A 25856-nucleotide genomic window follows, 5' to 3' on the forward strand; every position below is an offset into this window, starting at 1 on the left:
GCCCTTGCGGGCAGGAGAGATGACGATGTGGGATGCCGCGGAAGCCGGCGAGGAGCTGTCGCTGGGAGCCATCTGGGACCACCAGGTGCGCTCCCGGCGCACGGCCGAGTTCCTCGTGTTCGGTGACCCTGACACCGGGCAGGTGCGCACATACAGCTACGGCGAATTCGACGCCTGGGTGAACCAGGTGGCCCATGTGCTGACCGACGCCGGCGTCGGCCAGCGCACCCGGGTTGCCGTGCACCTGTACAACTCCCCGGAGTTCATCGCCTGCCTGCTGGCTCTGGCCAAGATCGGCGGCGTGCTGGTGCCGATCAGCCCGGCCTATTCGCGGGTGGAGTGCGCCGACATCGTGGCGCGTACCACCCCGCTGGTGCTGGTCACCGAACCGGAGCTGCTGGCGATCCATGGCGACGAGCAACTCGCCGCCATCGGCACCGTGCTGTCGCTGGGGGGCAACCCGGAACACAAGCCCGGCCGGGTGCTCGACTTCACCACCACGGTGGGGGAGGCGTCACCCGAGCCCGGCGTGCATCCGGCGCTGGACGGGTCGGACCTGCTGGAGGTGATGTTCACCTCGGGCACCACCGCCAGGCCCAAGGGCGTGATGCTCACCCACGCGAACTTCGTGTTCTCGGGGCTGTTCGTCAACTGGCAGCTCGCCATGGGCCAGGACGACCGGTTCTACTCGTCGATGGTGGGCACGCACGTGAACCTGCAGCTGTCGGCGCTGGCCCCGGTGATCACCGCCGGCGCCACGATGATCTTCGAGAAGCGCTATTCGGCCACCCGGGCCTGGGCCCAGGTGCGGCGCCATCGGGCGACGCTGATCCAGTCGATGGCGATGATGGTGCGCACGATGATGGCCCAGCCGGTGGCGCCCGACGAGCGTGACCACCAGGTGCGCCTGGTGCACTACTTCCTGCCGATCACCGACGACGAGAAGGCCGCCTTCGAACACCGCTTCGGGGTGCGCCTGCTCAACAACTACGGGTCGTCGGAGAGCCTGGTGGGGGTGCTCACCGAGCGTCCCTTCGGGCCGACGCGGTGGCCCTCGGTGGGTCGGGTCGGCCTGGGCTACCGGGTGCGGGTGGCCAGCGACGCCGGACATCCGATGCCGGTGGGCGAGGTCGGCGAGATCCAGGTGCGCGGCATACCGGGCGTCAGCCTGATGGCCGGCTACTGGCGCGATCCGGCACGCACCGACGCCTGCTTCACCGACGACGGCTGGATGCACACCAGCGACTGCGGACGCATGGACGCCGACGGCTGGTTCTACTTCGTCGACCGCAACGTGGACGTGATCAAGAGGGCCGGTGAGACCATCTCGTCGGCCGAGGTGGAGGACGCGTTGCTGCACCAGCCCGGCGTGGTGGACGCCGCAGTGGTCGGCGTGCCCGACCCCATCAAGGACGAGGCCATCGAGGCCTTTGTGGTGCCGGCGCTCGGCGTGAAGCTCGATGTTGAGCAGATTCGCAAGCGCTGCGCCGAACGATTGGCGTACTTCAAGGTGCCCGAAGCCATTCACGTGAGCTCCGAGCTGCCTCGGGGGAATTACGGAAAGATCCGCAAGGACCTCTTGCGGAAGGAATTAATGACGGCAAAGGGAAGGTCATTATGAACAGGATCAAGACAGAAATGGTGGGCCAGACGTTCGGCCCATTCGTCCGCGAATACAACTTCCGCGACCTCGAGCTGTTCGCACTGGGTTGCGGCGCCGGTATCGACGGCAAGGACGGCCTGGAATACATCAATGAGCACGACCCGCTGAACCGCAGCCTCAAGGTGCTGCCGATGTTCGGTGCGATGCTCATCGTCGACTCCGAAGTCACCCGCACCATCGACTACGGCTACAACTACGCCGGCTCGCTGCACTGGGGCTTCGACATCAAGTACCACCAGCCGATCACCAAGATGGCCGACACCATCAGCACCAAGGTGAAGTTGGCCGGCCTCTACGACCGCGGCGAGGGCAAGGGCCTGCTGGCCCAGCACATCGGCGACAGCTACGACGCCGAGGGCAACCTGCTGTTCACCAACGAGTCGTGGGACGCGTTGATCTACGACGGTGGCTGGGGCGGCCCCAAGCCCCCCAAGGACCTGGTGGACATGCCCGACCGGGCACCTGACGCCGAGGTCACCGAGCGCATCCCCGAGAACCAGGCGCTCATCTACCGCCTGTCGGGCGACTACCACCCGCAGCACATCGACTGGGAGTACGCCGCCAAGAACGGCGAGCCCCGCCCGATCCTGCACGCCATCAGCTATGCGGGCGTCGTGATGCGCCATGCCATCAACACCTTCGTGCCCGGCGAGCCCGAGCGCATCACCCGCTTCAAGACGCGCATCACCTCCCCGGTGCTGCCCGGCTCCACCCTGCGCACGCAGATGTGGAAGGTCGGCGAGGGCGAGCTGCGCTTCCGCCTGGTGGACGACGACGTCGACACGACCGGCGCCAAGCCGCACCTCAACTGGGGAATCATCGAATACAAGTGAGGCACGAGCCCGGCTGGGCCCACCACCACGGTGGGTCCACCACCCGGAACCAGCATTCCGGGTGAGCCCTGTGGCTTCGGTGGTTGCCGGCCTGTCCCGGGCCGGCAACTCGCCGTGTACGCAGGGACCGCACACCATCAGCGCAGCCAACCGACGGGAACCGATCATCGAAGAACAGGGCACCACGACAGCACGAAGGAGGGCGGAACAATGCCACAGCAACCAGTGTCGCAACAGCTGACGTCGCAACAACCAGTGAGCCTGGAGGACGTCGGCATGAGCCGTGCCCTGCGCAAGGTGGTGGTGTTCTCCAGCGGAGGGCCCTTCCTGGAGGGCTATGTGCTGGGCATCATCGGCGTCGCGCTGGTGCACATGGGTCCCGACCTGGGCATCAACGAGCACTGGAGCGGACTGCTCGGTGCCGCCGCGCTGGTGGGCGTCTTCGTCGGCGCCATCGCCGGCAGCTGGGTGACCGACCTCATCGGACGTCGCAAGATGTTCGTGATCGACCTGATCCTCATCGGCGTGCTGTCGCTGCTGTGCATGGTCGTGTCGACGCCGGGGCAGCTGTTCGTGCTGCGGCTGGCGATCGGCGTGGTGATCGGGGCCGACTATCCCATCGCCACCTCGATGATCGCCGAGTTCACCCCGCGCAAATACCGGGCCATGGCCATGGGTGCGATCGCGGCCGTGTGGTACCTGGGCGCCAACGTCGCCTATGTGGTCGGCTACCTGTTCGACAACGTCACCCGCGGCTGGACCTGGATGCTCGGCAGCTCGGTGATCCCGTGCGTCATCATCCTCATCGGACGCTGGTCGGTGCCCGAATCGCCGCGCTGGCTCTACAGCAAGGGACGCACCGAGGAGGCCGCCGAGGTGGTGCGCGGCCTCTACGGGCAGGACGTGGAACTGGGCCTGCAACCCGAACCCACCCGCACCAAGTTCTCCAAGGTGTTCAGCCGCCCCTACCTGTGGCGGGTGCTGTTCGTCGGCGTCATCTGGCTGTGCCAGGCCATCCCGATGTTCGCCATGTACACCTACGGACCCCAGATCTCCAACGCCTTCCGCCTGGGCGAGGGACGCAACGCCCTGCTCGGCGAGATGGTGGTGGGCACCTTTTTCCTCATCGGCACCATCCCGGCGATGTTCCTGGCCGAATCGCTGGGGCGACGCAAGCTGGTGATCGGATCGTCCCGTGATGACGGTGGCACTGGCCGTGCTGGGTGCGATCCCGGCACCCAGCACCCTGGTGATCCTGATCTGCTTCGCGCTGTACGCCCTGTTCTCCGGCGGGCCGGGCAACCTGCAGTGGCTGTACCCCAATGAGCTGTTCCCCACCGACATCCGGGGCTCGGCGATGGGCGTGGCCATGGCCGTCAGCCGCATCGGCACCGTCGTCTCGATCTATATCCTGCCGGGATTCATCGCCCGCCAGGGCATGGGCGCCACCATGATCGCCGGCGCCATCATCTCGGCCGTCGGCTTCGTCGTCTCACTGGTGTGGGCGCCCGAGACGCGCGGCCACGACCTGTCAGAAACCAGCGCACCGCAATTCAAGGGGAGGTAGGGCCTTGTTCACCATCGAGTCAGTCCCGTTCGGCAGCTATCAGGCAAACTGCTATGTGCTCACCAGCGCCGGGCGTGCGCTGGTCGTCGACCCGGGCGCCGAGGCGCCGCTGCTGCTGGCATGGCTTGCCGGCCGCGACGTGGTCGGCGTCGTGCTTACGCACAGCCACTCCGACCACATCGGCGCCGCCAATGAGGTGGCCCGGGCCTTCGGGGTGCCCATCATGTGCGGACGCGCCGACGCCGCCGCGATGGCCGACCCGCACCTCACCGGCTTCGACGGGGAGGGCAGCGACTACGCCGTCACCCGCATAGACCGGGCACTGGACGAGGGCGACCTCATCGAGTTCGGCGACGACACCGTGCAGGTGCTCGAGACACCCGGCCACACGCCGGGCAGCATCTGCCTGTGGTCGTCGGCACAGGGCGTGCTGCTCACCGGCGACACGCTGTTCGCCCAGGGGGTCGGCAGCACCGAGTACCTGCGGGCCGACCCGCGCGCGCTGGTGGCCACGGCCGCCCGCCTCGGCGCACTGGCCGATGACGCCGAGCTGTGGCCCGGCCACGGCGGGCGCACCTACCTGTCGGTGGAACGGGCCCGCAATCCCATGCTGCGCGCAGGGCTGGGCGGGGTCGGGCAGCCGGCATGACACCACAAGATCCTCCGCGGTGGCACCTCTGGTGACCGCGGGACAATTGGACGAGATCAACGCAGGGGTGTGGATTTCGTCCGCCAACTATTGTGAAAGAACCCCTTTATCGTCGTGGCTGTTCAACGTCGGGGCGAATGCAACACAGACATGCAAGTGACACATAACGGAAAGGTTACTGCGATGACGATTGTCGTGGCATACAAATATGCACCGAACCCCCAGGACGCCGAAGTGCGCGGTGACGGCACGGTCGACTGGAGCCGGGCCAAGTCGGCAGTCAGCGAGTACGACCCGGTTGCGGTGCAGCTGGGCCGCGAGCTCGCCGGCGACGCCGAAGTGGTCGGCATCTCGGTGGGTGGCGCCGACGTGGCCAGCTCGATGGCCAAGAAGAACGCCATGTCGCGCGGGCTCGACCGTGGACTCGTGGTGGCCGACGACGCCGCCGCCGACTGGAACGCGACCAGGACCGCCTCGGCCCTCGCCGCGCTGGTGAAGAAGGTCGATGGCGCTGACCTGCTGCTGACCGGCGACTCGTCGGTGGACGAGGGCGCCAAGATGATGTCGGCGCTGGTCGCCGGCTACTTGGGCTGGCCCTGCTTCCAGGAAGTCTCGGCGCTGGAGAAGACCGACAACGGATATCGCGTGACCCAGGACCAGCCCGGCGGACGCCGCGTGGTCGAGGTCACCGGACCGCTCGTGGTCGCCGTGGCCGCCGACGCCGTGAAGCCGAAGGTGCCCGGCATGAAGGACATCCTGGCCGCCGGCAAGAAGACCGTTGAGGTGGTGCCCGTGGCCGACCTGGAGGTCAGCGACGCCGCCATCGCCATCACGGCCAGCGAGAAGCCGGCCGCGCCGGCCCGTAAGCAGCAGATTCTTTCCGGTGACGATGCCGCCGCCCAGCTGGTCGCCGCCCTGCGCGCCGACTCGGTGCTGTGAGCCAAACCGGTCTTGTGAGAAAAGGAGCTTGAGACAATGACGAACACATGGATTGTGACGACCAACGCCCAGATCGGGAACCTCGTCGAGGCGGGTCGTGCCCTCGGTGGCACCATCACCGTGGTGGCCGTGGGCGACGCCCAGATCGCCGGCGTTGACAAGGTGATCTCGATCACCGCCGACGCCGACGTGCCCGCCGAGGCTTATGCCGGAGCCGTGGCCGATGCCGTGGCAGCCGGCGACCAGGACGTCGTGCTGGCGCCGAACCGTCCCGCCGAGCGCGTGCTCGCCGGTGCGGTGGCCGCCCGGCTGAACGCCCCGGTGCTGTCGAGCGTCAAGAAGGTGGACGCCGAGGGTGCCCACGTGGCGCGCTTCGGCGGCATCACCCTGCAGACCGACGCGCTCACCGCGCGTGCGGTGCTCATCATGGACGGCGGCCCGGCCCCCGAGGGTGACCCGGTTGCGGCGGAGTCCGTCGCGGCGCAGGCCTACCCGGCCACGGTGTCCTCCACCGAGAGCGCCCAGGGCGAGCGCGTCGACCTCACCACCGCCCAGCGCATCATCGCCTGCGGCCGTGGCTTCAAGGAGCAGTCGGAGCTCAGCCTTGCCCAGGACGCCGCCAACGCCATGGACGCCCAGCTTGCCTGCTCGCGTCCGCTGGCCGAAGGCGTCAACTGGTTCGACAAGGACCGCTACATCGGCGTCTCGGGGCTCACCGTGGCACCCGACGTCTATGTGGCCGTCGGCATCTCGGGCCAGATCCAGCACTTGGCCGGCATGCTCGACTCCAAGGTGGTGGTGGCGATCAACAACGACAAGAACGCCCCCATCTTCAAGGCCGCTGACTACGGCATCGTGGGTGAGCTGGAGCAGGTGCTGCCCCAGCTGACCGAAGCCCTGAAAGCGTAACGATGGCTGACGAAGACGAAGACATCTTTGATGTCGTGGTGATCGGTGGCGGTGTGGCAGGTTGCACCGCCGCCTACAAGCTGGCCCAGCAGGGCCATTCGGTGGTGCTCATCGAGCGGGCCGCCCAGCCGGGTTCCAAGAACCTGTCGGGTGGCGTGTTCTACTGCCGCGTGATGGAGCAGGTGTTTCCCGGGTTCGTCGACAACGCCCCGGTGGAACGGCGCATCACGCGCAATGTGGTGAGCTTCGCCAACCCCACCTCCACGGTGAACATCGACTACTGGGACCAGCGCCTGGCCGAGCCGGTCAACGCGGTGAGCGTGCTGCGTGCCAAGCTCGACGCATGGCTGTCCGAGCAGTGCGAGGAGGCCGGCGTCATGGTGATGCCCGGCGTCAAGGTCGATGAGCTGGTGATCGAGGGCGGCCAGGTGGTCGGCGTGCGTGCGGGCGAGGACGAATTGCGCGCCCGCATCGTGATTGCTGCTGACGGCGTGAACTCGTTTATCGCCCAGCAGGCCGGTATCCGTCCCAAGGAACCCAAGAAGTCGTTGGCCGTGGGCGTGAAGTCGGTGATCGCGCTTGACCCCGCGACGATCGAGCAGCGTTTCCACTGCTCGGGCGACGAGGGCACGGCCTATGCCGTGGTCGGCGACTGCACCCAGGGCGTGGCCGGTGGCGGCTTCCTGTACACCAACAAGGAGTCGATCTCGATCGGCGTCGTGCTGCGGCTCGACGACCTGGTGGCCAAGGGGCTGGCGTCGAGTGATGTGCACGACCATTTCCTGGCACATCCGGCGATCGCACCGCTACTCGAGGGGGGTCAGCTGCGCGAATACGGCTGTCACCTCACCATCGAGGACGGTCCGGCGATGGTGGCCCACGAGCTGCATCGCGCCGGCCTGATGATCGTGGGCGATGCGGCGGGGTTCACCCTGAACACCGGCCTGACCATCCGCGGCATGGACCTGGCGGCGGGCAGTGCGCTGGCGGCGGCCTCGGCCGCCCATCGTGCGCTGACCGACAAGGACTACTCCGACGAGTCGATGGCCCGCTACGAGCGCAATCTCGAGCGTGACTTCGTGGGGCAGGACATGCGCACCTATGCGCACATGCCCGAGCTGCTCGACAGCCCCCGCATGTACGGGGCGTACGGCGAGATGATCGCCGATGTGATGCACGGCATGTTCAACATGGACACCAGGCCGCGCACGCATGCCATCAAGGTGGCGACCCGCGCGTTCAAGAAATCGAGCGTGCGGCTCGGCGAGCTCGTCCGCGACGGAATCACTGCACTGAAGGCGCTGTGAGAGGGGAGAAGTGATGATCGACTATTTGGCAAGCATCCCTGAGCGTCTGGCGCACGACGCGTACGAGACCGACGAGGAGGAGTCGCATATCGAGGTGCACCAGGAGGAGGCCAGGCGCACCGGTGCCGGCAAGCTGTTCGTGCAGGTGTGCCCGGCCCATGTGTATTCCGAGGAGCCCGATGGCACCATCTCGGTGGAATACGCGGCATGCCTCGAATGTGGCACCTGCCTGGCCGTGGCGCCCCCCGGGACGCTCACCTGGCACTACCCGCGTGGTGGCATGGGAGTGGTGTTCCGCGAAGGCTGATGTGGCGCTGCCCGCAGGGGTGGCGGCATCAAGCAGTGGCGGCTGTCGAGGCACGTGGCAGTCGCACGGAGTGGGAACAGCCGCGTAGTAGGAAGAACGCAGAGTAGGAACAAGCGCGGAACAGGTACAACGCAGAACAGGTACAACGCAGTGGGCCCCGTCGGATCGGCGGGGCCCACTGCGTTTGTCGGTGTTGGGGTGTGCGGGGGGCTGGGCGTTGCGCGCTGGTGGGGATTGGGCGTTGCGCGCTTGTGGATGCGGGGCTCGTGGGGTCGGTGCTGTGGGTCGGCGGTGCTGGTGAGCGGTGCGGCGCGTGCTGCGGCCGGGCGGGGCATGAGGGGCCCCTCGCGGGGAGGGGCCCCCGGAAGCCGAAGAACAGTGGTGACGATTCCGGCTTGCCCACACAGCGGCGACCCCATCGGGCGTCACCCTCACCGATGGTGGCAGCGCAAAGCCCTGGGGGACGGTGCCGGCCTGCCGAGTGGTCGCATGTGCCTTTTCGCCGCGCCGGCCACCACAGACCATGGCCGACGCTCCTTCTGTTCTACGGGACCTGCGGCGCCGACACACCCCTATCGCTGGAATTACAGATCTGTGATTTCTGGCTCCACGCCGGTGTGCACAGGCCCGGCGGGCGTCTGCACAGGGAAAGCGGGTTGTCCACCGCCTTGTCCACAGGATCTGTGGACAACTTTGGGGTGGGGAGGGGTCGTCCTGTTCACGGGCCGCCGTGCGCTGCGAAGTGGGTCGTCCTCCGGTTAAGGAGCCGCCGTGCCCTGCGAATCGGGTCGTCCTCGTCGAAACCCTCTGTCTCGTCGAAACCCGCGGCCCCTCTGGAGCCCTCCGTCCCGCCGGAACCCCCTGTCCCTCCGGGTCCCTCCGTCCCGTCGAAACCCGCTGTCCCTCCGGAATCCCCCCCGGAATCCCCTGTCCCTCCGGAATCCCCCCGGGCCCCTCCGTCCCGTCGAAACCCGCGGCCCCGCTGGAGCCCTCCGTCCCCGGAACCCCCTGTCTCGCCGAAACCTTCACTGAGTGGGCAGTTGTGCGGCAATGACGCCGCACAGGTGTCCACATAACGGCACTGGTGACGGGGGCCAGCAGGATAGGTGCGGATAAAGCACCGTAGACGGTGCTTTTAGCGATCCCATCATCCAGATCGTGGGCACGACGCCCGACGCCCCAAGTCCTGGCGTCCTCGGGGTCGGCCGGTTTCCGGTGCAGGAGCACGCCGGGCGGTGCGACGGGCGGCCCGAGCCTGCGTCGCAGACTCGTTGTCCCGCCAGTAGGAACCCTCACTGAGTGGGCAGTTGTGCGGGAATGACGCCGCATAGGTGTCCAGTTAGTGGGGTTCCTTGCCGGACGCGGCCTGGTGCCGGACGGCGAGTTCGTGGTGTCTGGTCCTGCCGGGTTCGTCACTAAGTGAATGGTTGTGGTGAGTAGACGCATCGAAACCCTCCACCTAGCGGCCTTCGCCTGGGGTGGTGGCGTGATAGGTGCGGATAAAGCACCGTAGACGGTGCTTTTGTCGACCTTGTCTTCGTGGTGGTGGGCTCGCGGGCGGACGGTCCGTGTCCTGGTGGTGTGACGGCGTCGGGTGGTTGCCGGTGGTGGATTCGTCCTTGGGTGGTCATCTGTGCGGCAATGACGCCGCACAGATGTCCATCTTGTGGAGGTTGGAGGTGCTGGCGGTGATGGGCGGCCCTAGTCCCCGGGGACGGGCCCGATTTCTGTTGGACGGGCCGCTGAGTGGTCACTTGTGCGGCAATGACGCCGCACAACTGCCCACCTAGAGGGAGTTCTGGTTCAAGTGGTCTCGGTCCAGGTGGGTCCGGTCCAGGCGGACGCCGGGCGCGGTTCAGGTGGCCCCGGTGCAGGCGGACGTCGCACCGATGGGCCCGACGCGCTCCACCGCCGTCGCCATGCGGCCTGACAGGTTGGGCTTGACCCGATGGACTAGAGTCCTTTCACCTATGCGAGTGCTTGATCCGACGCGGTTCTTCGGGCGCACTGTACGCACCAACCCCTGCCATGGCGGCCGGCCCGAAGGGGCCCGGATCTGGCGTGCGCGGGGCACGATCGGCCGGATGTGGAGGGGCATGGCGTGAGCACCTCAGCCTTCGACCACTTCTCACCGGCCTATCCCGGCCGGGCGCCCTGGGGCACGTCGAACCGGCTGCGTGCCTGGCAGGCCGCCGCCCTGGAGCAGTACCGCGACCAGGCGCCCCGCGACTTCCTGGCCGTGGCAACGCCCGGCGCCGGTAAGACGGCCTTCGCACTGCGGGTGGCGGCCGAGCTGTTGAGCGCCCGCATCATCCAGCGCATCACCGTCGTGTGCCCCACCGAGCACCTGAAGACCCAGTGGGCCGAGGCCGCCGCCAAGGTGGGCATCCAGCTGGATCCGGGGCTGGGCGGCTCGTCGCGTCGCGGCCGCAGCCGCCAGTTCCACGGCACCGCGGTCACCTACGCGGGCGTCGCGGCCCGGGTGTTCCACTACCGGGCACGCACCGAGAACTTCAAGACCCTGGTGATCTTCGACGAGATCCACCACGCCGGCGACGCCCTGAGCTGGGGCGACGCGATCGCCGAGGCCTTCGAGCCCGCCACCCGCCGCCTCGCCCTCACCGGCACCCCCTTCCGCAGCGACGACACCCCGATCCCATTCATCCGCTACGAACGCCACAATGACGGCTCGTTGCATTCGGCGCCCGACTTCACCTACGGCTACGCGCAGGCGCTGCGCGACCAGGTGGTGCGTCCGGTGTTGTTCATGGCCTACGGCGGCCAGATGCACTGGCGTACCAAGATGGGCGACGAGGTGGAGGCCGACCTCGCCGCGCCGCTCACCAAGGACCTGTCGGCGTCGGCCTGGCGCACTGCGCTGGACCCCAAGGGCGAGTGGATGTCGGCCGTGCTGGGGGCCGCCGACGCGCGGCTCACCCAGGTGCGCTCCCACATGCCCGACGCCGGTGGCCTGGTGATCGCCTCCGACCAGCAGCTGGCAAGGGCATATGCCAAGATCCTGCACCAGATCACCGGCGAGCCAGCCACGCTCGTGCTGTCCGACGACGCCGGCTCCAATGAGCGCATCACCGAGTTCTCGGAGTCGCAGAGTCGCTGGATGGTGGCCGTGCGGATGGTGTCCGAGGGCGTCGACGTGCCGCGCCTGGCGGTGGGCGTCTATGCCACCTCGGTGTCGACGCCGCTGTTCTTCGCCCAGGCAGTGGGACGCTTCGTGCGCACCCGGCGTCGCGGCGAGACGGCCACCGTCTTCCTGCCCACGGTGCCGATCATCCTGGCCCACGCCACGCTGTTGGAACGTGAGCGCGACCATGTGATCGGCAAGCCCAAGAACGACGAGGGCGACCTGTGGGCACCCGAGGAGGCGCTGATCGCGCAGGCGAACGCCGCCGAGGGCGCCAGCGACGACCTGCTGGGCAGCTTCGAGGCGCTCGGCTCGCACGCCAACTTCGACCATGTGCTCTACGACTCGCAGGCCTATGGGCTGCCGGCCGAGGCCACGAGCCAGGACGAGGCCGACTACCTGGGCCTGCCCGGCCTGCTGGAGCCCGATCAGGTGAGCGCGCTGCTCAAGGAACGCCAACGCAAGCAGCTGCGTCGCCATGATCGCGCCGACCGACGCGAGCGCGTGCCCGAGGCCCAACGTCTGCACAAGGCGCTGGAGAGCTCGCGCAAGCAGCTCAACTCATTGGTGTCGCAGTACGCGCGCTCCAGCGGCGTGCCCCATTCCCATGTGCATGCGGCGCTGCGGCGTGCGTGCGGTGGCCCCGAGCTCGCGCGGTGCACCACCGAGCAGGTGGACGAACGCACCGCCATGCTGCGTCGCTGGTTCATGCACCCCGAGGCACGCCCCTGAGCGCCGGGCAATCGGCCGGCAGGACGGGCCCCGAGCCCGGAACACTGACCGCACGCCGCACCCGACCAGACGCCATTCACCCGACAGGACGGAGCACGCTGAGCTGATGACCAGGAGCCTGACCTTCCCCCGGGGCGCCGCTGCCGGCGGCATCGTTTCCCATCACCGCGTGTCCGGGATGGCCGTGCGACACCCGGGCGCGTGTTCCCGGCACTGTCAGTGCGTCGCTATAGCCTTTTCAGGGTGAGTGCCGTGCGTCGTCGTGTCAGCCATCCCCTCCGGGTGATCCTGGTGGGCATGGTGGTGCTCGCCTGCTTGGTGCTGACCGGTTCCTGGGCGCTCGTGCACGGTGCCGCCCGCGACCGCGTGTTCACCGCCCACAGTGCCCCGAACCGCGACGTGGCCCTGGTGTTGGGGGCCGGGTTGAATGCCGACGGGTCGCCCTCGCTCTACCTGGCCGGCCGGCTGCGGGCCGCCTACGACCTGTACGTGTCACAGAAGGTGAAGGTGATCCTGGTCAGCGGCGACAACCGCACCGTCACCTATTCCGAACCGGGGGCGATGCGCAGCTACCTGCGCCTGCTGGGCGTGCCCGACCGCGATGTGGTGGCCGACTATGCCGGGCTCGACACCTACGACTCGTGTTATCGGGCGCGCAATATCTTCGGGGTGAACTCCGTCACCGTGGTGGGGCAGAGCTATCACCTCGACCGCGCGGTCGCCACCTGCCGCAGCATCGGCATCGACGACACCATCGGGGTGAGCGACGAGCAGTCGCACGACACGTCCACCTGGCGCACCGGCGAGATGCGTGAGATCCCCGCCAACGTGAAGTTCGTCTGGGACCGGGTGACCCATCGCAAGCCGATCCTGGGCCAGCGCGAGACCTCGGTGACCGACGCCCTGGCGGAGCACGACCGCTGAGCGTCCCGACGCGGACTTGCCCACCGATAACCTCCTGGTGGGATTAGGGGTATTGAAAAGATCGGGATATCGATAATCGCCTGAACCTCAGCGCCGACCCATTCCTGCATAGCGCCACCCGGCCCGTTTCCATTCGTCGGGATCAAGTGCATTGCGGCCGTCCAACAGGGCCTTGTGGGCCACGACCTCACCGAGCTCGGCGGGGTCGAGGCGCAGGTAGTGCGGCCACGGGGTGAGCAGCGCCACCACGTCGGCGTCGGTGGCGGCCGTGAGGGTGTCATCGACGACCTCCAGGTCGGCCCGTAGGCGACGCAGCCCGCCGGTCGCCATCGGATCGGTGATCGTCACCCGGGCGCCGGCGGCCCGTGCCCGGTCGGCGATTCCCAGCGCTGGAGAGTCACGCAAGTCGTCGCTGTCGGGCTTGAACGCCGCACCCAGGATCGCCACCCGGCGTCCGGCCAGGCCGCCGCCACACAGCCGCGCCAGGGCATCGGTGGCCCGGTCGCGGGCGCGCAGGTTGAGGGCGTCCACGCGCCCCAGCAGGTCGGCGACGGGTTGGGCGCCGAGCTCGCCGGCCCGCGCCTGCAGTGCGCGCAGGTCCTTGGGCAGGCAGCCGCCCCCGAAGCCGATGCCGGCATCGAGGAATCCTGCGCCGATCCGCGGATCGAGGCCGAGCGCGTCGGCCAGCGCGGTGACATCGGCGCCGGCGGCGTCGCACAGCTCGGCCATCGCGTTGATGAAGCTGATCTTGGTGGCCAGGAAGGCATTGGCCGAGGTCTTCACCAGCTCCGCGGTGGCATAGTCCACGGCCAGCCGGGGCGTCGCGGCGTCGATCCCACGATGGCAGCGGGCCAGCTGGCTGCGCGCGAAGCGGGCCTGCTCGGGGTCGTCGGGCAGGCCGTGCACCAGGCGGGCCGGTGCCCGGGTGCCGGCGATCGCATGGCCCTCGCGCACGAACTCCGGCTCCCAGGCCACCACCAGGTCGGCATCACACCGCGACAGCCGCTCGGCCACCCGGGCCGCGGTGCCGACCGGGACCGTCGACTTGCCCACCACCAGCGTGCGATGGGTGCGCGAGGCATGGGCCTCCACCTGACGCAGCGCCGCATCCAGCTGCGACAGGTCGGCGCGCCCGGCTGCCACGGGCCCCTGCGCGCCCGATCCGTCGGGAGCCGGGTTCCCGGTGGCCCGACCGTTGCCCACCGGCCCACTTCCCGCAGGCCCAGTTCCCCCGTGCCCAGCTCCCACCTGCCCATCTCCCAGCTGGGGCGTGCCCACCGCCAGGTAGATCACCTCGGCCGCCCCCAGCGTGCCGGGGTCGGTGGTGAACCGCAGGCCATGGCCCACGGTGCGGCCCAACAGCCCGGCCAGGCCCGGCTCATGGAACAGTGGCTCGCCGGCCTGCAGGCCCGCCACCTTGCGGGCGTCCACGTCGAGGCCGACAACCTCATGGCCCGCCCCGGCGAGGCAGGCTGCGTGCACTGCGCCGAGATAGCCGCAGCCGATAACGCTGATGTGCATGCCTGCCACGGTAGCCATCGCCGCGCAGGCCCCGGCCGCCGACGCGGGCGCGGCGACGGCCTGCGCGTCCGGCCGTGAAACAATGATCCCCATGTCGTCCTTGCCCTCGCAGCTGTCCGAACGTGTCCAATCCGTGGCGGGTATCGACCCCGAGATGCGGCCCGCCACCAAGCCCCAATTCGGCCACTTCCAGTCGAATGTGGCGCTGCGCCTGGCCAAGCAGCAGGGCAAGCCACCGCGCCAGGTGGCCCAGGAAATCGTCGACAAGCTCGACGTGGGCGATCTGTGCGAGCCCGTGGAGATCGCCGGGCCCGGCTTCCTCAACTTCCGGTTGCGTGCCGACGTGCTGGCCGGTGCCGTCACCGACCAGCTGCACGACCCGCGCGCCGGCATCACGCCCACCGAGCTGCCGCAGACCGTCGTGATCGACTACTCGGCACCCAACGCCGCCAAGCAGATGCACGTGGGCCACCTGCGCTCCACGATCATCGGCGATTGCTTCAACCGCGTGCTGCGCGCCAAGGGCCACACGGTGATCGCCCAGAACCACATCGGCGACTGGGGACGCCAGTTCGGCATGCTCATCGAGCAGGCACTCGACGAGAAGCTCGACCTCGACAGCCTCGACCTGGCCGGCGCCGAGGAGCTCTACAAGCGCGCCAACGCCCACCTGAAGTCGGACGATGCCTTCGCCGACCGCGCCCGCGAGCGCGTCGTCAAGCTGCAGAACGGCGACGCGGACACCCGCGCCATGTGGCGCAAGATGATCGACCTGTCGAAGGCCGGGTTCAACAAGACCTATGCCCGCATGGGGGTGCTGCTCACCGACGCCGACTATGCCGGCGAGTCGATGTACAACGAGATGCTGCCCCAGGTGTGCGACGACCTCGAGCAGCGCGGCATCGCCAAGCTCGACCAGGGCGCCCTGGTGGTCTTCGTCAAGGGCTTCGACGCCCCGGCGATCCTGCGCAACTCGCAGGGCGGCTACGGCTACGACGTCACCGATGTGGCCGCCGTGCGCTACCGCGTCGACGACCTGGAGGCCAACCGGCTGATCTACGTGGTGGGTTCGGAGCAGACCTATCACTTCAACCTGATCTTCGCCGTGTGCCGCGAGGCCGGCTACCTGCCCGCCTGGGTGAGCGCCCAGCACGTGGGCTACGGCATGGTGCTCGGGGCGGACGGCAAGAAGTTCTCCACCCGCGAGGGCACCGCGGTGCACCTCAACGACCTGCTCGACGAGGCCGAGGAGCACGCCGCCCCCGAGATCGCGCTGGCGGCCATCAAATACGCCGACCTGTCGAACTCATTGCAGAAGGACTACGTCTTCGACCCCGTGCGGATGACCCAGACCACCGGCGACACCGGCCCCTACCTGCAGTACGCCCACGCCCGCGTGAGCCAGATCCTGCGTAAGGCCGACGCCGAGGGCCTGTCGGGCGACACGATCAGCGTGCTCGACGAGGTGCCCGAGCAGGAACTCGCCCTGTGGCTGACGCGCTTCGGTGACGCCGTCGACGAGGTGGCCGACGAGCTGACGCCCCACAAGCTGTGCACCTACCTCTACGAGCTGGCCACCAAGTACTCCACGTTCTACGAGAACTGCCCGGTGCTCAAGTCCGACGGCGATGTGCGCACCTCTCGGTTGGCGCTGTGCGCCACCACCAAGCGTGTGCTGGCCACCGGTCTCGACCTGTTGGGAATTGCGGCGCCCGAACGGATGTGAACCGGCGCCGCCGGCCGGTGACTACCGCGCCGGTGCCGCCGTGGACCTGCGGACGCGCAGCGAGGGTGCCACCAGGCTGCGCTGGGGTGGCGACGCAGGCTGCAGGATGCGGCGGATGATCGATTCGCCCGCGAGTCGTCCCTGCTCCTCGCTGTGCGTGTCCACCGAGGTGAGGGGCGTGGTGCCCGACCGTGACAGGAATGAGTTGTCGATGGTGGCCACCGACAGGTCCGTGGGGATGCGCAGTCCCAGGTCGGCCGCGGCGGTGAGCAGCCCGGCGGCCGCGAAGTCATTGGAGACGAAGACCGCCGTGGGTGGGGTCCCTCCGCGTTCGAGGAGGCGACGCCCGGCGTCGTATCCGCCCAGGTCGGTTCCGTCCGAGCTCTCCATCATGGTGTTCCCGCCCAGCCCGTGGGTGGCCATGAAGTCGCGGTAGCTGTCACGCCGGATGGCGAACGAGCGGGCGTCCGGTCCGGCGAGGTGGGCGATCCGGCGGTGGCCGAGGTCGAACAGGTGGTGCATCACCAGCGCGGCGGCCGCCGCATCGTCGCCTGTGGTCACGTCCACCGGTGAGTCATCGAAGTCCCGGCTGCCGGCGATGACGGTGGGCATGAGCTCGATCGCCTCCGACAGGGCGTGCGTCACCGGCATCGTGCCGGCCAGGACGATGCCGTCGACCTGGCTCTCCAGGAAGGTGTGGATGAGTCGCTCGTCCATGTGCCGGTCCACCCGGGTGTCACCCACCACCATGTAATAGCCGTGGTGGTGCAGCGCAGCGCCCAGGCCACCCAGGAAATCGCCGAACCAGGGCTGGCGAAGGTCGTTGACCATCGCCCCGATGGCATGGGTGCGTCGTTCGGTGAGGCTGCGGGCCATCGCATTGGGGCGGTATCCGAGCTCGTCGACGGCGGCCTGGATGGCCTCGCGGGCCGCGTCGCTCAGGTAGGTGCCGCCCTGGAGGAACCGCGACACCGATGACTTGGAGACGCCGGCACGCGCGGCGACCTGGCGAATCGTCACCGACGGGTTCTCCGGGCCGGGGCCTGCTGTGTGCGTCACGCGTCTCCTGCCTTCTGTCAGCCGAGGGGCCGCGCCGTGGGCCGGCGCCCTGCAGTCCCGGGTCTAGTCAAGCAGCTTCGGTTCGCGTCGGGGGATCGGACCGAGGGGTTGACAAGCGGTCTTCCCGGGAATGATACTGGGACCGGTCCCACATCAGTGCGCAGAGTTGCTCACGTCAATCTGGGACCGGTCCCAGAAGATTCGGCGAACTCTCCGCCTGAGCACAAGGAGCACTTCATGACCACCACTGACAAGGCGCCCGCCACCAGGGCCCGACTGGGCAGCGCCCCCGACTCGTGGGGAGTCTGGTTCCCCGACCATCCCCAGCAGACCACCGGCACCCGCTTCCTCGATGAGATCGCCGAGGCCGGCTACCACTGGATGGAGCTCGGCCCCTACGGCTTCCTGCCCACCGACCCCTCGCAGCTGGCCGACGAACTGGCCGCCCGCGACCTGCACGTGTCGGCCGGCACGGTGGGTGGCGCCTTCCACAAGAAGGACGAGCTCGAGGCACTCACCCAGGAGGCGCTGCGCGTCGCCAAGCTGGCCGCGGCCGTGGGTGGCAAGTACCTGGTGCTCCTGCCCGCCATGTACCGCGACCTGCTCTCGGGTGACTACCTCGAGGACAAGACGCTCGACACCGAGGGCTGGAAGCAGTTCATCCGCTCGTGCGAGGAGGTCTCACGGGCCGTGCAGCAGGAGACGGGGCTGCGGGCGGTGTTCCACCCCCACGCCGACTCCCACGTCGAGACCCAGCAGCAGACCTACCGCTGGCTGGACGACACCGATGCCGACGCGGTGGGCCTGTGCCTCGACACCGGCCACATCGAGTACGGCGGCGGCGACAGCGCAGAGATCATGCGCCGCTACCCGCAGCGCATCGAGTACATGCACTTCAAGCAGGTTGACCCCGAGCTCATGAAGACCGTGCGCGACAAGGACCTCGCCTTCGCCGATGCGGTCAAGCTGGGCGCCATCTGCGAGCCACCCAAGGGCATCCCCACCGCTGAGTCGATCGCGGCGCAGATGCACCTGCTCAACCCCGAGCTGTTCGTGATCGTCGAGCAGGACATGTTCCCCTGCGATCCCGACGACCCCCTGCCCATCGCCGCCCGGACCTGCGGCTACCTGCGCAGCGTCCCGCTGGCCCTCTGATCGTCTCCTCCACACGAAAGCGACATGACATGACACTTCGCATCGGACTCGTCGGCGCCGGATTCATCGGCTCGCTGCACGCCCGCAACCTCTTCGCCTCGCCGCGCTTCGACCTCGCCGTGGTCGCGGAACCGAACGCCGACCACGCCCGCGCCGTGGAGGAGCTCACCGGCGCCACCATCGTGCCCGACTGGCGCACCCTGGTGGACGACGACTCCCTGGACGCCGTGCTGATCGCCAGCCCCGCCGAGGACCATCCCGAGCAGGTGGGGGCCTTCGCACGCGCCGGGAAGCACGTCTACTGCGAGAAGCCACTGGGACTCACCCTGGAGGCCGCCGACGCGGCAGTGGCCGCGGTGCAGGAGGCCGGCACCCTGTTGCAGATGGGATTCAACCGGCGCCTTGACCCGAACATGGCGGCACTGCACGCCAATGTGGCCGACGGGCGCGTGGGCGATCCGCTGATCGTCAACATCATCTCCCGCGATCCGGGGCTGCCCGACGCCTCTTACCAGCGCGGCCCGGGAAAGATGTTCATGGACACCTCCATCCACGACTTCGACACCGCCCGCTTCCTGGCCGGCTCGGAGATCGTCGAGGTCTCCGCGTTCAGCGCCGCCCTGGTGGACGAGCTGGCGCGCGACGCCGGCGACGCCGACACCTGCCTGATCACCCTGCGCTTCGCCAACGGGGCACTGGGCGTCATCGACAACTCGCGCCTGGCCACCTACGGATACGACCAGCGCGCCGAGGTGCTCGGCACCCTGGGCCTGGCATCGATGGGCAATGTCCCCAGCACCACCACCACGGTGGCCGATGGCGCGGGCTATCTCACCCCGCCGCTGCCCGACTTCTTCCCCGAGCGCTACGCCGAGTCGTACCGCATCGGGCTCGACGTCTTCGCCGATGCGATCGAGAAGGGTTCGCCGGTGGCCTCGGACGGCCACGACGCCCGCCAGGCCCTGGCCGCCGCCTTCGCGGCCGAGCAGTCCCGTCGCGAGCAGCGGGCCATCCCCCCTCAACCAGTAGTCGGCCACCCGGGTCGTCGAGTTCGATCCGGGTGGGTCCGCTCACCATCCCCTGTCGGGCCCGGGCGCAATGTCGAGCCGGGGCCCGACCAGAAAGGAGAGTCATGTCCAATGCAGTACGTGACGCCGGGGGTACGAAACCAGCGTCGCAGCAAGAGAATCAGCTCCCCCCATTCACGGTCGGCCCGCATTCCAAGCGGCTCGGCATCATCGCGGTCATCGCCACCTTCGGCGGGCTGCTGTTCGGCTATGACACCGGAGTGGTCAACGGTGCCCTGACGCCCATGAAGGCCGACCTTGGCCTCACCTCGGTCACCGAGGGATTCGTGGTCTCGATCCTGGTGGTCGGGGCGGCCTTCGGGGCGATCATCGAGGGCGGCGTGTCCAACCGCCTGGGCCGGCGGCGCAGCATCCAGATGCTGGCCCTGATCTTCATGATCGGCACCACCGGGTGCGTCCTGGCACCCACCTGGCAGGTGCTGGGCATCTTCCGCTTCATCCTGGGACTGGCCGTCGGCGGGGCGTCCGCCGTGGTGCCGGTCTACCTGGCTGAGATCGCGCCGGTGGAACGTCGCGGCAGCCTCGTCACGCGCAATGAGCTCATGATCGTCAGTGGCCAGGTCTCGGCGTTCATCATCAACGCGATCATCTACCAGTACTGGGGCGACCACCTGTCGGTGTGGCGCTACATGTTGCTGGTGGCGCTGCTGCCGGCGATCGGGTTGTTCTTCGGGATGCTGAAGGTGCCCGAGAGTCCCCGCTGGCTCATGTCGAAGGGACGCGAGGACGATGCGCTGGCAGTGCTGAAGCTGATCCGCGCGCCCGAACGGGCGGAGGCGGAGCTCGTGGAGATGCGCTGCCTGGTCAGCGCCGATCAGAAGGCCGAGTCGGCGAGCTGGTCGGATCTGCGCACGCCGTGGATCCGGCGCATCGTGTTCATCGGAATCGGCATCGGCATGTTCTCGCAGTTCAGCGGCATCAACGCGATCATGTACTACGGCACGCAGCTGTTGAGCAACACCGGGTTCTCAGCCGACACGGCCATCATGGCGAACACCCTCAACGGGTTGGCGTCGATGATGGGCGTGACGGTGGCGGTGATCATCATGAACCGCATCAACCGGCGCACGATGGTGATCACCGGCTTCTGCCTCACCACCACCTTCCATGTGCTGGTCGGCATCTGTGCCCTGGCCATCCCCGACGGGGTGGCGGCGAAGCCGGTCGTGATCCTGGTGCTGGTGATGTGCTTCGTGTTCTCGATGCAGGCCCTCATCGGACCCCTCACCTGGCTGCTCCTGTCGGAGATCTTCCCCCTGCGGGTGCGCTCGTTCGCGATGGGCGTCTCGGTGTTCATGCTGTGGGTGGCGAATTCGATCGTCGCCTTCGCCTTCCCGCCGCTCGTCGAGGGCGTGGGCGTGTCCACCACGTTCTTCATCTTCGCCGGGCTGGGGGTGCTGGCGATCATCTTCATGGTGCGCATGGTGCCCGAGACGCGCAACAAGACGCTCGAGCACTTCGAGGAGGAGATGCGCCAGCACGGTGAGCCGACAGCTGCTGGTTCGTGATGCCGCAGGCTGTCGGGAGCGTGTGGTGGGTGGCCTGATGCGCCGTCAGCTCGTTTGCGCCGGCTGACGGTCCCCCCGGACCCCCGTCACATGGGGTGGCCCGTCCCTTCGGGGGCGGGTCACCCTTTTCATGTCAGGCGCCGTCATGTCAGGCGCCGTCACGTGCGTCGCCGTCATGTCCGACGGCGGTGTGCGCACCTCTCGGTCGGCGCCGTGCGCCACCACCAGGCGTGTGCCGGCCACCGGTCCCGGGTGGTGGGGAATTGCGGAGCCCGCACGGACGCGAACCGGCAGCGCTGGCCGGCACCCACGGGGCGACGCCTGCGGAAGCGGGGCACTGCGCATCTCCTGATGATTGGTTGACGGTGGATGGAGCGATCGTATCGGCCGGGGGAGGGTCCGGGGTGGGCAACGGGCAACGCGGGCCGCTCAGCGCGGCACCACCATCGGCGTGCCGGTGATCGGATCGTCCATCACCAGGGCGTCCACGTCGAACACCTCACGCATGGTCTGCTCGGTCACCACCTCGCGCGGGGTGCCCTCGGCCACGATCCGGCCCTGCTTCATCGCGATCAGGTGGGTGGCATAACGGGCCGCCTGGTTGAGGTCGTGCAGCACCGCCACGATCGTGGTGCCCTGCCGGTTGAGCGCCGCGAACAGGTTCAACAGGCCGTACTGGTGCGAGATGTCCAGGTAGGTGGTCGGCTCGTCGAGCAGCAGGATCGGCGTCTGCTGGGCCAGCGCCATCGCCGTCCACACCCGCTGGCGCTGCCCGCCCGACAGCTGGTCCACCGGCGCATTGCGCAGGTCGGAGACGCCGGTCACCTCCATCGCATCGTTGACGGCCATCTCGTCGTCGTGGCTCCACTGGCGGATCAGGCCCTGGTGTGGGTAGCGTCCCCGCGCCACCAGGTCGGCCACGGTGATGCCCTCGGGCGCCGTCGACGACTGGGGCAGCAGCCCGACGATGCGGGCCACCTCCTTGGTGCGATAGGTGCTGATGGCCTTGCCGTCGAGCACCACCTCGCCGCCCCGGGGCTTGAGCAGCCGTGACAGTCCGCGCAGCAGCGTCGACTTGCCGCAGGCATTCGGCCCGATGATCACGGTGAACGATCCGGGCGGAATGTGCACGGTGAGGTCGTCGGACACCACCCGGTCGCCATAGGCGAGCTTCACGTGTTCGGCGCCGAGCCGGCTGACGAGGGCCGTGCCGGCCTCGTGGGTACCAGCGCTGTGCGCATCGGCCCCGTGTGTACCAGCGCTGTCTGCCCCGGCATCGTGCGGGACGTCGCGGCCGGCCGTGGTGGGGGAGTCGGGGGTGGACTTGATGGTCACAGTGAGCGAGCCTCTCTGAACAGCAGGGCCAACAGATAGGCCCCACCGATGACGATGGTGACGATTCCCACCGGAATCGGGTTGGTGGTGAGGTGCTGGGCCACCACGTCGGCGCCGACCAGCAGCAGCGCCCCGGTGAACGCCGAGGTGAGCAGCGGGATTCCCGCTGAACGGGCGAGCCGACGCGCCACCTGCGGGGCCGACAGCGAGATGAAGGCGATCGGCCCGACGGCCGCGGTGACCACGGCCACCAGCCCGACGCCCACCACCAGGATCGCCAGCCGTGAGCTCTCCACCCGCGTGCCATGGGCCAGCGCCGTGTCATTGCCCAGCTCGAGCTGGCGCAGCGGCCGGGCCAGCAGCACCGTGCAGGCGACCAGCAGCGCGGCGGCCGGCAGCGCGAAGGTCAGCTTCGCCCAACTCACCAGCGACAGCGTGCCGGCACCCCAGATCGATGCGGACATCGCCACCTCGGTGCGCATCCGCAGCAGTAGGAAGGTGTTGACGGCCGTCAACATGGCGGTGGCCGCGATGCCCACCACGATCAGCCGGAAGCCCTGCACCCCGCCCCGCCAGGCGAGCAGGTAGATCACCAGCGCCGTGACGATGCCGGCCACCACCGCCGCCACCGAGGTGGACACGGCGCTCGTGGCGCCCAGCGTGGTGACGATCAGCACGCCGGTGTACGAACCGGTGGAGAAGCCGATCACATCGGGCGAACCCAGGGGATTGTCGGTGAGGGTCTGGAACAGCGCCCCCGACAGCCCCAGCGCGGCACCGAACACCAGGCCGGCCACCACGCGGGGGGCCCGCCACTGGGTGACCACGGTGGTGGCGAAGCCCTGGTCGCCGAACAACGCCGAGACCACCTCGGGAATCGACAGCGGATAGTCGCCCAGGCTCAACGCCAACAGCGAGATGGCCACGCAGGCCGCGCAGATGACGGCGCACGCGATGATCATCCGCCGGGGGATGCGGTGGCGCCACGGAGCCATCGTCGACATGGCGACGGACGGACGCATCGCGGTCGGCTCCGGGGCACGTCCGGTCGTGCTCGTGTCACTCACAGCTTGCCCGCCTTCGTGCGGCGCACCAGGTAGATCAGCACCGGACCCCCGATGAATGCGGTGACGATGCTCACGGCCACCTCCCCGGGACGCAGGATGATGCGTCCCACGACGTCGGCGGCCAGCACCAGCACCGGCGCCCAGACCACGCACAGCGCCATGATCCAGCCCTGCCGCGGTCCGCTGATCCACCGCGCCACGTGGGGCACCATCAACCCCACGAACACGATCGGACCCACCATGGCGGTGGCGCCGCCGGCCAGCAGGGTGATGGCGGCGAGCGCGAGCAGGCGCGCCCGGTTGACGTTGGTGCCCAGTGCCCGGGCCAGGTCGTCGCTCAGGGCGATGGCGTCCAGCGAGCGTCCCAGTAGCGCGGCGATCACGAGTCCCGCGGCCAGGAAGGGCAGTGTGGGCACGATCACGTCCCAGCCCCGGTCGGCGAACGAGCCGGCCTGCCAGGCCTGGATCACCGAGAACCTGCGGTCGTCGGCCAGCCGCATCGCCGAGGTGATGCCGCTGAGCACCGCCCCCAGGGCCATGCCGGCCAGTGTGATGCGCGCCGGACTCACCGAGCCGCTTCCCGACGCGCCGATCAGGTAGACCACCACGGTGGCCACCAGGGCGCCGGCGAAGGCGAACCACAGGTACTGGCCCGGTGAGCTGGCCCCGAACAGGCCCACGCCCAGGGCAATGGCGAAGGCCGACCCGGAGTTGACGCCCAGGATGCCCGGATCGGCTAGCGGATTGCGGGTGACGGCCTGGATGAGCGCTCCGGCCACGCCCAGCGCGGCGCCGGCCAGCAGGCCCAGCACCGTGCGCGGCAGGCGCAATGTGGTGATGATGCGGGCCGCCTCGGAATCATGGGCGCCGGTGAGTGCCTGCCAGACGGTCTGCAGCGGCACCGTGGCCGATCCGACGGCCAGGCTGGCGGCGCAGGCCGCCACCAACAGGGCGATGCCGACCACCAGTCCGATGAGGCGACGCCGGGTGGCGTCGGGTGCATGCGGTGACGACAACTCGGCGGTGCGCGCAGGGGCGGACGAGTTGGGGGTCACGGTGTGAAAGTCTAGAACAGCTCACGTTTGTAAGCTAAGCCTTACCTAATCTAGGCTGAGCGCGCCCCCTGATGATGCTGTGCAAACACCCCACACCACCATCCATCGATTCCAGAACCAACAACTCCCGAGCCACCACTCCTCCACCCACCGGTGCGGCCCATCGCAGCCGCCACCCATCACGCCGCAGTCGCGTGAGGGAGCCTCCGGCGGCGGGAAGGGGCGGTGGCGTGAAGAAAGGCCCGATATGACCCTGCGTCGCGCAGTGATCGCCCTGATCGCCGCCATGTCACTACTGCTTGCCGGGTGCTCCGGCTCGTCCTCATCGTCGAAGTCCAGCGCCAGCGCCTCGGGTGGTGCGGCCGCGGGAAGCTTCCCGCAGTCCGTCGACACCGCCTTCGGCAAGGTGACCATCGAGAAGGCCCCCCAGCGCGTCGTCGCGCTCGGCTGGGGCGACGCTGAGACCGCACTGGCGCTCGGCGTGCAGCCGGTGGGCGCGTCCGACTGGCTGAACTTCGGTGGCGAGGGCGTCGGCCCGTGGGCCAAGGGCCTGTACACCACCGCGCCGACGATCATCGGCACGATGGAGCCCAACTACGAGCAGATCGCCAGCCTCAAGCCCGACCTGATCCTCGACGTGAAGAGCAGCGGCGACAAGGATCGCCATGATCGCCTCGCGCAGATCGCCACCACCGTCGGCATCCCCGAGGGCGGCACCAGCTACCTGACCACCATGGACCAGGAGGTGACCATGATCGCCACCGCGCTGGGCCAGCCCGCCAAGGGCAAGGAGCTGCTCGACGCGGCGGATGCCAGCTACAAGAAGGTGGCCGACGCCCATCCGCAGTGGAAGGACAAGACCGTCACCGTGGCCACGCGCACCAGCGAGGGTTGGGGCGCCTACATCGAGGGCGACACCCGCCTGGCCTCGCTGGAGAAGCTGGGATTCAAGCAGAATCCGACCATCGCCTCGATGACGCCCAGCAGCTCGGGATTCTCGGTGAGCGTGTCCAGTGAGCAGCTGTCGGCGTTCAATGCCGACCTGATCGTGGCCTTCCCGATCTACATCGACACCACCCAGATCACCGACGATGCGCAGTGGAAGCAGCTGTCCACCGTGCAGGCCGGCCATGACGCGGTGATCGACGGCGACCTGTCCAGTTCCTTCGCGGTGGGTTCCCCGTTGGCCGTGAACTACATGCTCGACAACATGGTGCCGAAGCTCGAGAAGGCCACGGCCTGACCCGGCGCACCAGCACCTGACCCGGTGCCGACCCTCGCGGCGGCGCGGTCGGGCGAAGAAAGCCGAAGGAAAGGGCGGGCACCCACTGGGTGCCCGCCCTTTCCTTGTGCGAGGTTGACGCGCGTGA

General features: G+C 68.6%; 20 protein-coding genes and 1 pseudogene. 16 read left to right on the forward strand and 5 right to left on the reverse strand.

From position 1 onward, the window contains the following. The first annotated feature begins 19 nt into the window (after positions 1 to 19). From RM25_RS01095 to RM25_RS01145, 11 genes are all read left to right on the forward strand, one after another. Positions 20 to 1621: an AMP-binding protein gene (locus RM25_RS01095; protein WP_052809060.1), complete on the forward strand. Its 1602-nt coding sequence runs from the start codon at positions 20 to 22 to the stop codon at positions 1619 to 1621. After that, positions 1618 to 2496: a MaoC/PaaZ C-terminal domain-containing protein gene (locus tag RM25_RS01100; protein ID WP_044635905.1), complete on the forward strand. Its 879-nt coding sequence runs from the start codon at positions 1618 to 1620 to the stop codon at positions 2494 to 2496. The genes RM25_RS01095 and RM25_RS01100 overlap by 4 nt, the downstream gene beginning before the upstream one ends. Before the next feature lie 210 nt (positions 2497 to 2706). Further along, positions 2707 to 3822, forward strand: coding sequence for an MFS transporter (locus tag RM25_RS01105; protein ID WP_196488133.1), 1116 nt, complete (start codon positions 2707 to 2709; stop codon positions 3820 to 3822). Further along, a complete protein-coding gene (locus RM25_RS12935) occupies positions 3746 to 4063 on the forward strand; it encodes an MFS transporter (RefSeq protein ID WP_196482677.1) in 318 nt (105 codons plus the stop codon). The genes RM25_RS01105 and RM25_RS12935 overlap by 77 nt, the downstream gene beginning before the upstream one ends. A gap of 4 nt (positions 4064 to 4067) precedes the next feature. Beyond that, a complete protein-coding gene (locus tag RM25_RS01110; RefSeq protein WP_044635906.1) occupies positions 4068 to 4712 on the forward strand; it encodes an MBL fold metallo-hydrolase in 645 nt (214 codons plus the stop codon). Positions 4713 to 4895: 183 nt separating this feature from the next. Then, the gene (locus RM25_RS01115; protein ID WP_044635907.1) at positions 4896 to 5651 is read left to right on the forward strand and encodes an electron transfer flavoprotein subunit beta/FixA family protein; all 756 of its coding nucleotides are present in this window, start codon (positions 4896 to 4898) and stop codon (positions 5649 to 5651) included. 36 nt (positions 5652 to 5687) lie between these two features. Further along, complete coding sequence (locus RM25_RS01120; protein WP_036942895.1) at positions 5688 to 6560, forward strand: electron transfer flavoprotein subunit alpha/FixB family protein; 873 nt, start codon at positions 5688 to 5690, stop codon at positions 6558 to 6560. Positions 6561 to 6562: 2 nt separating this feature from the next. Continuing rightward, positions 6563 to 7867: an FAD-dependent oxidoreductase gene (locus RM25_RS01125; protein ID WP_013160177.1), complete on the forward strand. Its 1305-nt coding sequence runs from the start codon at positions 6563 to 6565 to the stop codon at positions 7865 to 7867. A gap of 13 nt (positions 7868 to 7880) precedes the next feature. After that, complete coding sequence (locus RM25_RS01130) at positions 7881 to 8174, forward strand: ferredoxin family protein (protein ID WP_013160178.1); 294 nt, start codon at positions 7881 to 7883, stop codon at positions 8172 to 8174. Positions 8175 to 10275: 2101 nt separating this feature from the next. After that, positions 10276 to 12048: a DEAD/DEAH box helicase gene (locus RM25_RS01140; protein ID WP_044636577.1), complete on the forward strand. Its 1773-nt coding sequence runs from the start codon at positions 10276 to 10278 to the stop codon at positions 12046 to 12048. Positions 12049 to 12291: 243 nt separating this feature from the next. Next, positions 12292 to 12972: a SanA/YdcF family protein gene (locus RM25_RS01145; RefSeq protein WP_044635909.1), complete on the forward strand. Its 681-nt coding sequence runs from the start codon at positions 12292 to 12294 to the stop codon at positions 12970 to 12972. An 87-nt stretch (positions 12973 to 13059) separates the two neighbouring features. On the opposite strand, the gene RM25_RS01150 is transcribed toward RM25_RS01145, so the two are convergent. After that, the gene (locus tag RM25_RS01150; protein ID WP_044636578.1) at positions 13060 to 14493 is read right to left on the reverse strand and encodes a UDP-glucose dehydrogenase family protein; all 1434 of its coding nucleotides are present in this window, start codon (positions 14491 to 14493) and stop codon (positions 13060 to 13062) included. 91 nt (positions 14494 to 14584) lie between these two features. Between RM25_RS01150 and argS the strand changes: the two genes are divergently transcribed. Continuing rightward, on the forward strand, positions 14585 to 16219 hold the full coding sequence (gene argS / locus RM25_RS01155) for an arginine--tRNA ligase (protein WP_044636579.1): 1635 nt from the start codon (positions 14585 to 14587) through the stop codon (positions 16217 to 16219). Between the two features lie 21 nt (positions 16220 to 16240). Here argS and RM25_RS01160 read toward each other — a convergent pair whose 3' ends face one another. Beyond that, a complete protein-coding gene (locus RM25_RS01160) occupies positions 16241 to 17278 on the reverse strand; it encodes a LacI family DNA-binding transcriptional regulator (RefSeq protein ID WP_044635910.1) in 1038 nt (345 codons plus the stop codon). 237 nt (positions 17279 to 17515) lie between these two features. Between RM25_RS01160 and RM25_RS01165 the strand changes: the two genes are divergently transcribed. The 3 genes and pseudogenes from RM25_RS01165 to RM25_RS13100 all read left to right on the forward strand — a co-directional run bounded on the left by RM25_RS01165 (position 17516) and on the right by RM25_RS13100 (position 21029). Then, on the forward strand, positions 17516 to 18433 hold the full coding sequence (locus tag RM25_RS01165; RefSeq protein WP_044635911.1) for a sugar phosphate isomerase/epimerase family protein: 918 nt from the start codon (positions 17516 to 17518) through the stop codon (positions 18431 to 18433). A 29-nt stretch (positions 18434 to 18462) separates the two neighbouring features. After that, positions 18463 to 19431: pseudogene (locus tag RM25_RS12195) on the forward strand (Gfo/Idh/MocA family oxidoreductase); the annotation flags it as partial. 134 nt (positions 19432 to 19565) lie between these two features. Beyond that, positions 19566 to 21029: a sugar porter family MFS transporter gene (locus RM25_RS13100; protein ID WP_044635912.1), complete on the forward strand. Its 1464-nt coding sequence runs from the start codon at positions 19566 to 19568 to the stop codon at positions 21027 to 21029. Between the two features lie 429 nt (positions 21030 to 21458). Here RM25_RS13100 and RM25_RS01180 read toward each other — a convergent pair whose 3' ends face one another. The 3 genes from RM25_RS01180 to RM25_RS01190 are packed head-to-tail and all read right to left on the reverse strand — an operon-like array spanning position 21459 to position 24486. Next, complete coding sequence (locus tag RM25_RS01180) at positions 21459 to 22364, reverse strand: ABC transporter ATP-binding protein (RefSeq protein ID WP_036942889.1); 906 nt, start codon at positions 22362 to 22364, stop codon at positions 21459 to 21461. Further along, positions 22361 to 23431 (reverse strand): FecCD family ABC transporter permease, encoded by a 1071-nt coding sequence (locus tag RM25_RS01185; protein WP_230579932.1) that lies wholly within the window; start codon positions 23429 to 23431, stop codon positions 22361 to 22363. The genes RM25_RS01180 and RM25_RS01185 overlap by 4 nt, the downstream gene beginning before the upstream one ends. Continuing rightward, positions 23428 to 24486: an iron chelate uptake ABC transporter family permease subunit gene (locus tag RM25_RS01190; RefSeq protein ID WP_172664055.1), complete on the reverse strand. Its 1059-nt coding sequence runs from the start codon at positions 24484 to 24486 to the stop codon at positions 23428 to 23430. The genes RM25_RS01185 and RM25_RS01190 overlap by 4 nt, the downstream gene beginning before the upstream one ends. A gap of 247 nt (positions 24487 to 24733) precedes the next feature. Here RM25_RS01190 and RM25_RS01195 point away from each other — a divergent pair, with 247 nt between their 5' ends. Then, positions 24734 to 25729, forward strand: a complete 996-nt coding sequence (locus tag RM25_RS01195) for an iron-siderophore ABC transporter substrate-binding protein (protein WP_036942886.1) — start codon at positions 24734 to 24736, stop codon at positions 25727 to 25729. Positions 25730 to 25856 lie beyond the last annotated feature (127 nt).

The organism is Propionibacterium freudenreichii subsp. freudenreichii (assembly GCF_000940845.1).
In the GTDB taxonomy this organism is placed as follows: domain Bacteria; phylum Actinomycetota; class Actinomycetes; order Propionibacteriales; family Propionibacteriaceae; genus Propionibacterium; species Propionibacterium freudenreichii.

What these genes read in the sequence shown, in the direction of transcription:
- RM25_RS01115 (WP_044635907.1), top strand. Translation starts at nt 4,896, where the DNA reads ATGACGATTGTCGTGGCATACAAATATGCACCGAACCCCCAGGACGCC.
- RM25_RS01100 (WP_044635905.1), top strand. Translation starts at nt 1,618, where the DNA reads ATGAACAGGATCAAGACAGAAATGGTGGGCCAGACGTTCGGCCCATTC.
- RM25_RS01150 (WP_044636578.1), bottom strand. Translation starts at nt 14,493, where the DNA reads ATGCACATCAGCGTTATCGGCTGCGGCTATCTCGGCGCAGTGCACGCA.
- RM25_RS01125 (WP_013160177.1), top strand. Translation starts at nt 6,563, where the DNA reads ATGGCTGACGAAGACGAAGACATCTTTGATGTCGTGGTGATCGGTGGC.
- RM25_RS01130 (WP_013160178.1), top strand. Translation starts at nt 7,881, where the DNA reads ATGATCGACTATTTGGCAAGCATCCCTGAGCGTCTGGCGCACGACGCG.
- RM25_RS01165 (WP_044635911.1), top strand. Translation starts at nt 17,516, where the DNA reads ATGACCACCACTGACAAGGCGCCCGCCACCAGGGCCCGACTGGGCAGC.
- RM25_RS01195 (WP_036942886.1), top strand. Translation starts at nt 24,734, where the DNA reads ATGACCCTGCGTCGCGCAGTGATCGCCCTGATCGCCGCCATGTCACTA.
- RM25_RS01105 (WP_196488133.1), top strand. Translation starts at nt 2,707, where the DNA reads ATGCCACAGCAACCAGTGTCGCAACAGCTGACGTCGCAACAACCAGTG.
- argS (WP_044636579.1), top strand. Translation starts at nt 14,585, where the DNA reads ATGTCGTCCTTGCCCTCGCAGCTGTCCGAACGTGTCCAATCCGTGGCG.
- RM25_RS01120 (WP_036942895.1), top strand. Translation starts at nt 5,688, where the DNA reads ATGACGAACACATGGATTGTGACGACCAACGCCCAGATCGGGAACCTC.
- RM25_RS13100 (WP_044635912.1), top strand. Translation starts at nt 19,566, where the DNA reads ATGTCCAATGCAGTACGTGACGCCGGGGGTACGAAACCAGCGTCGCAG.
- RM25_RS01095 (WP_052809060.1), top strand. Translation starts at nt 20, where the DNA reads ATGACGATGTGGGATGCCGCGGAAGCCGGCGAGGAGCTGTCGCTGGGA.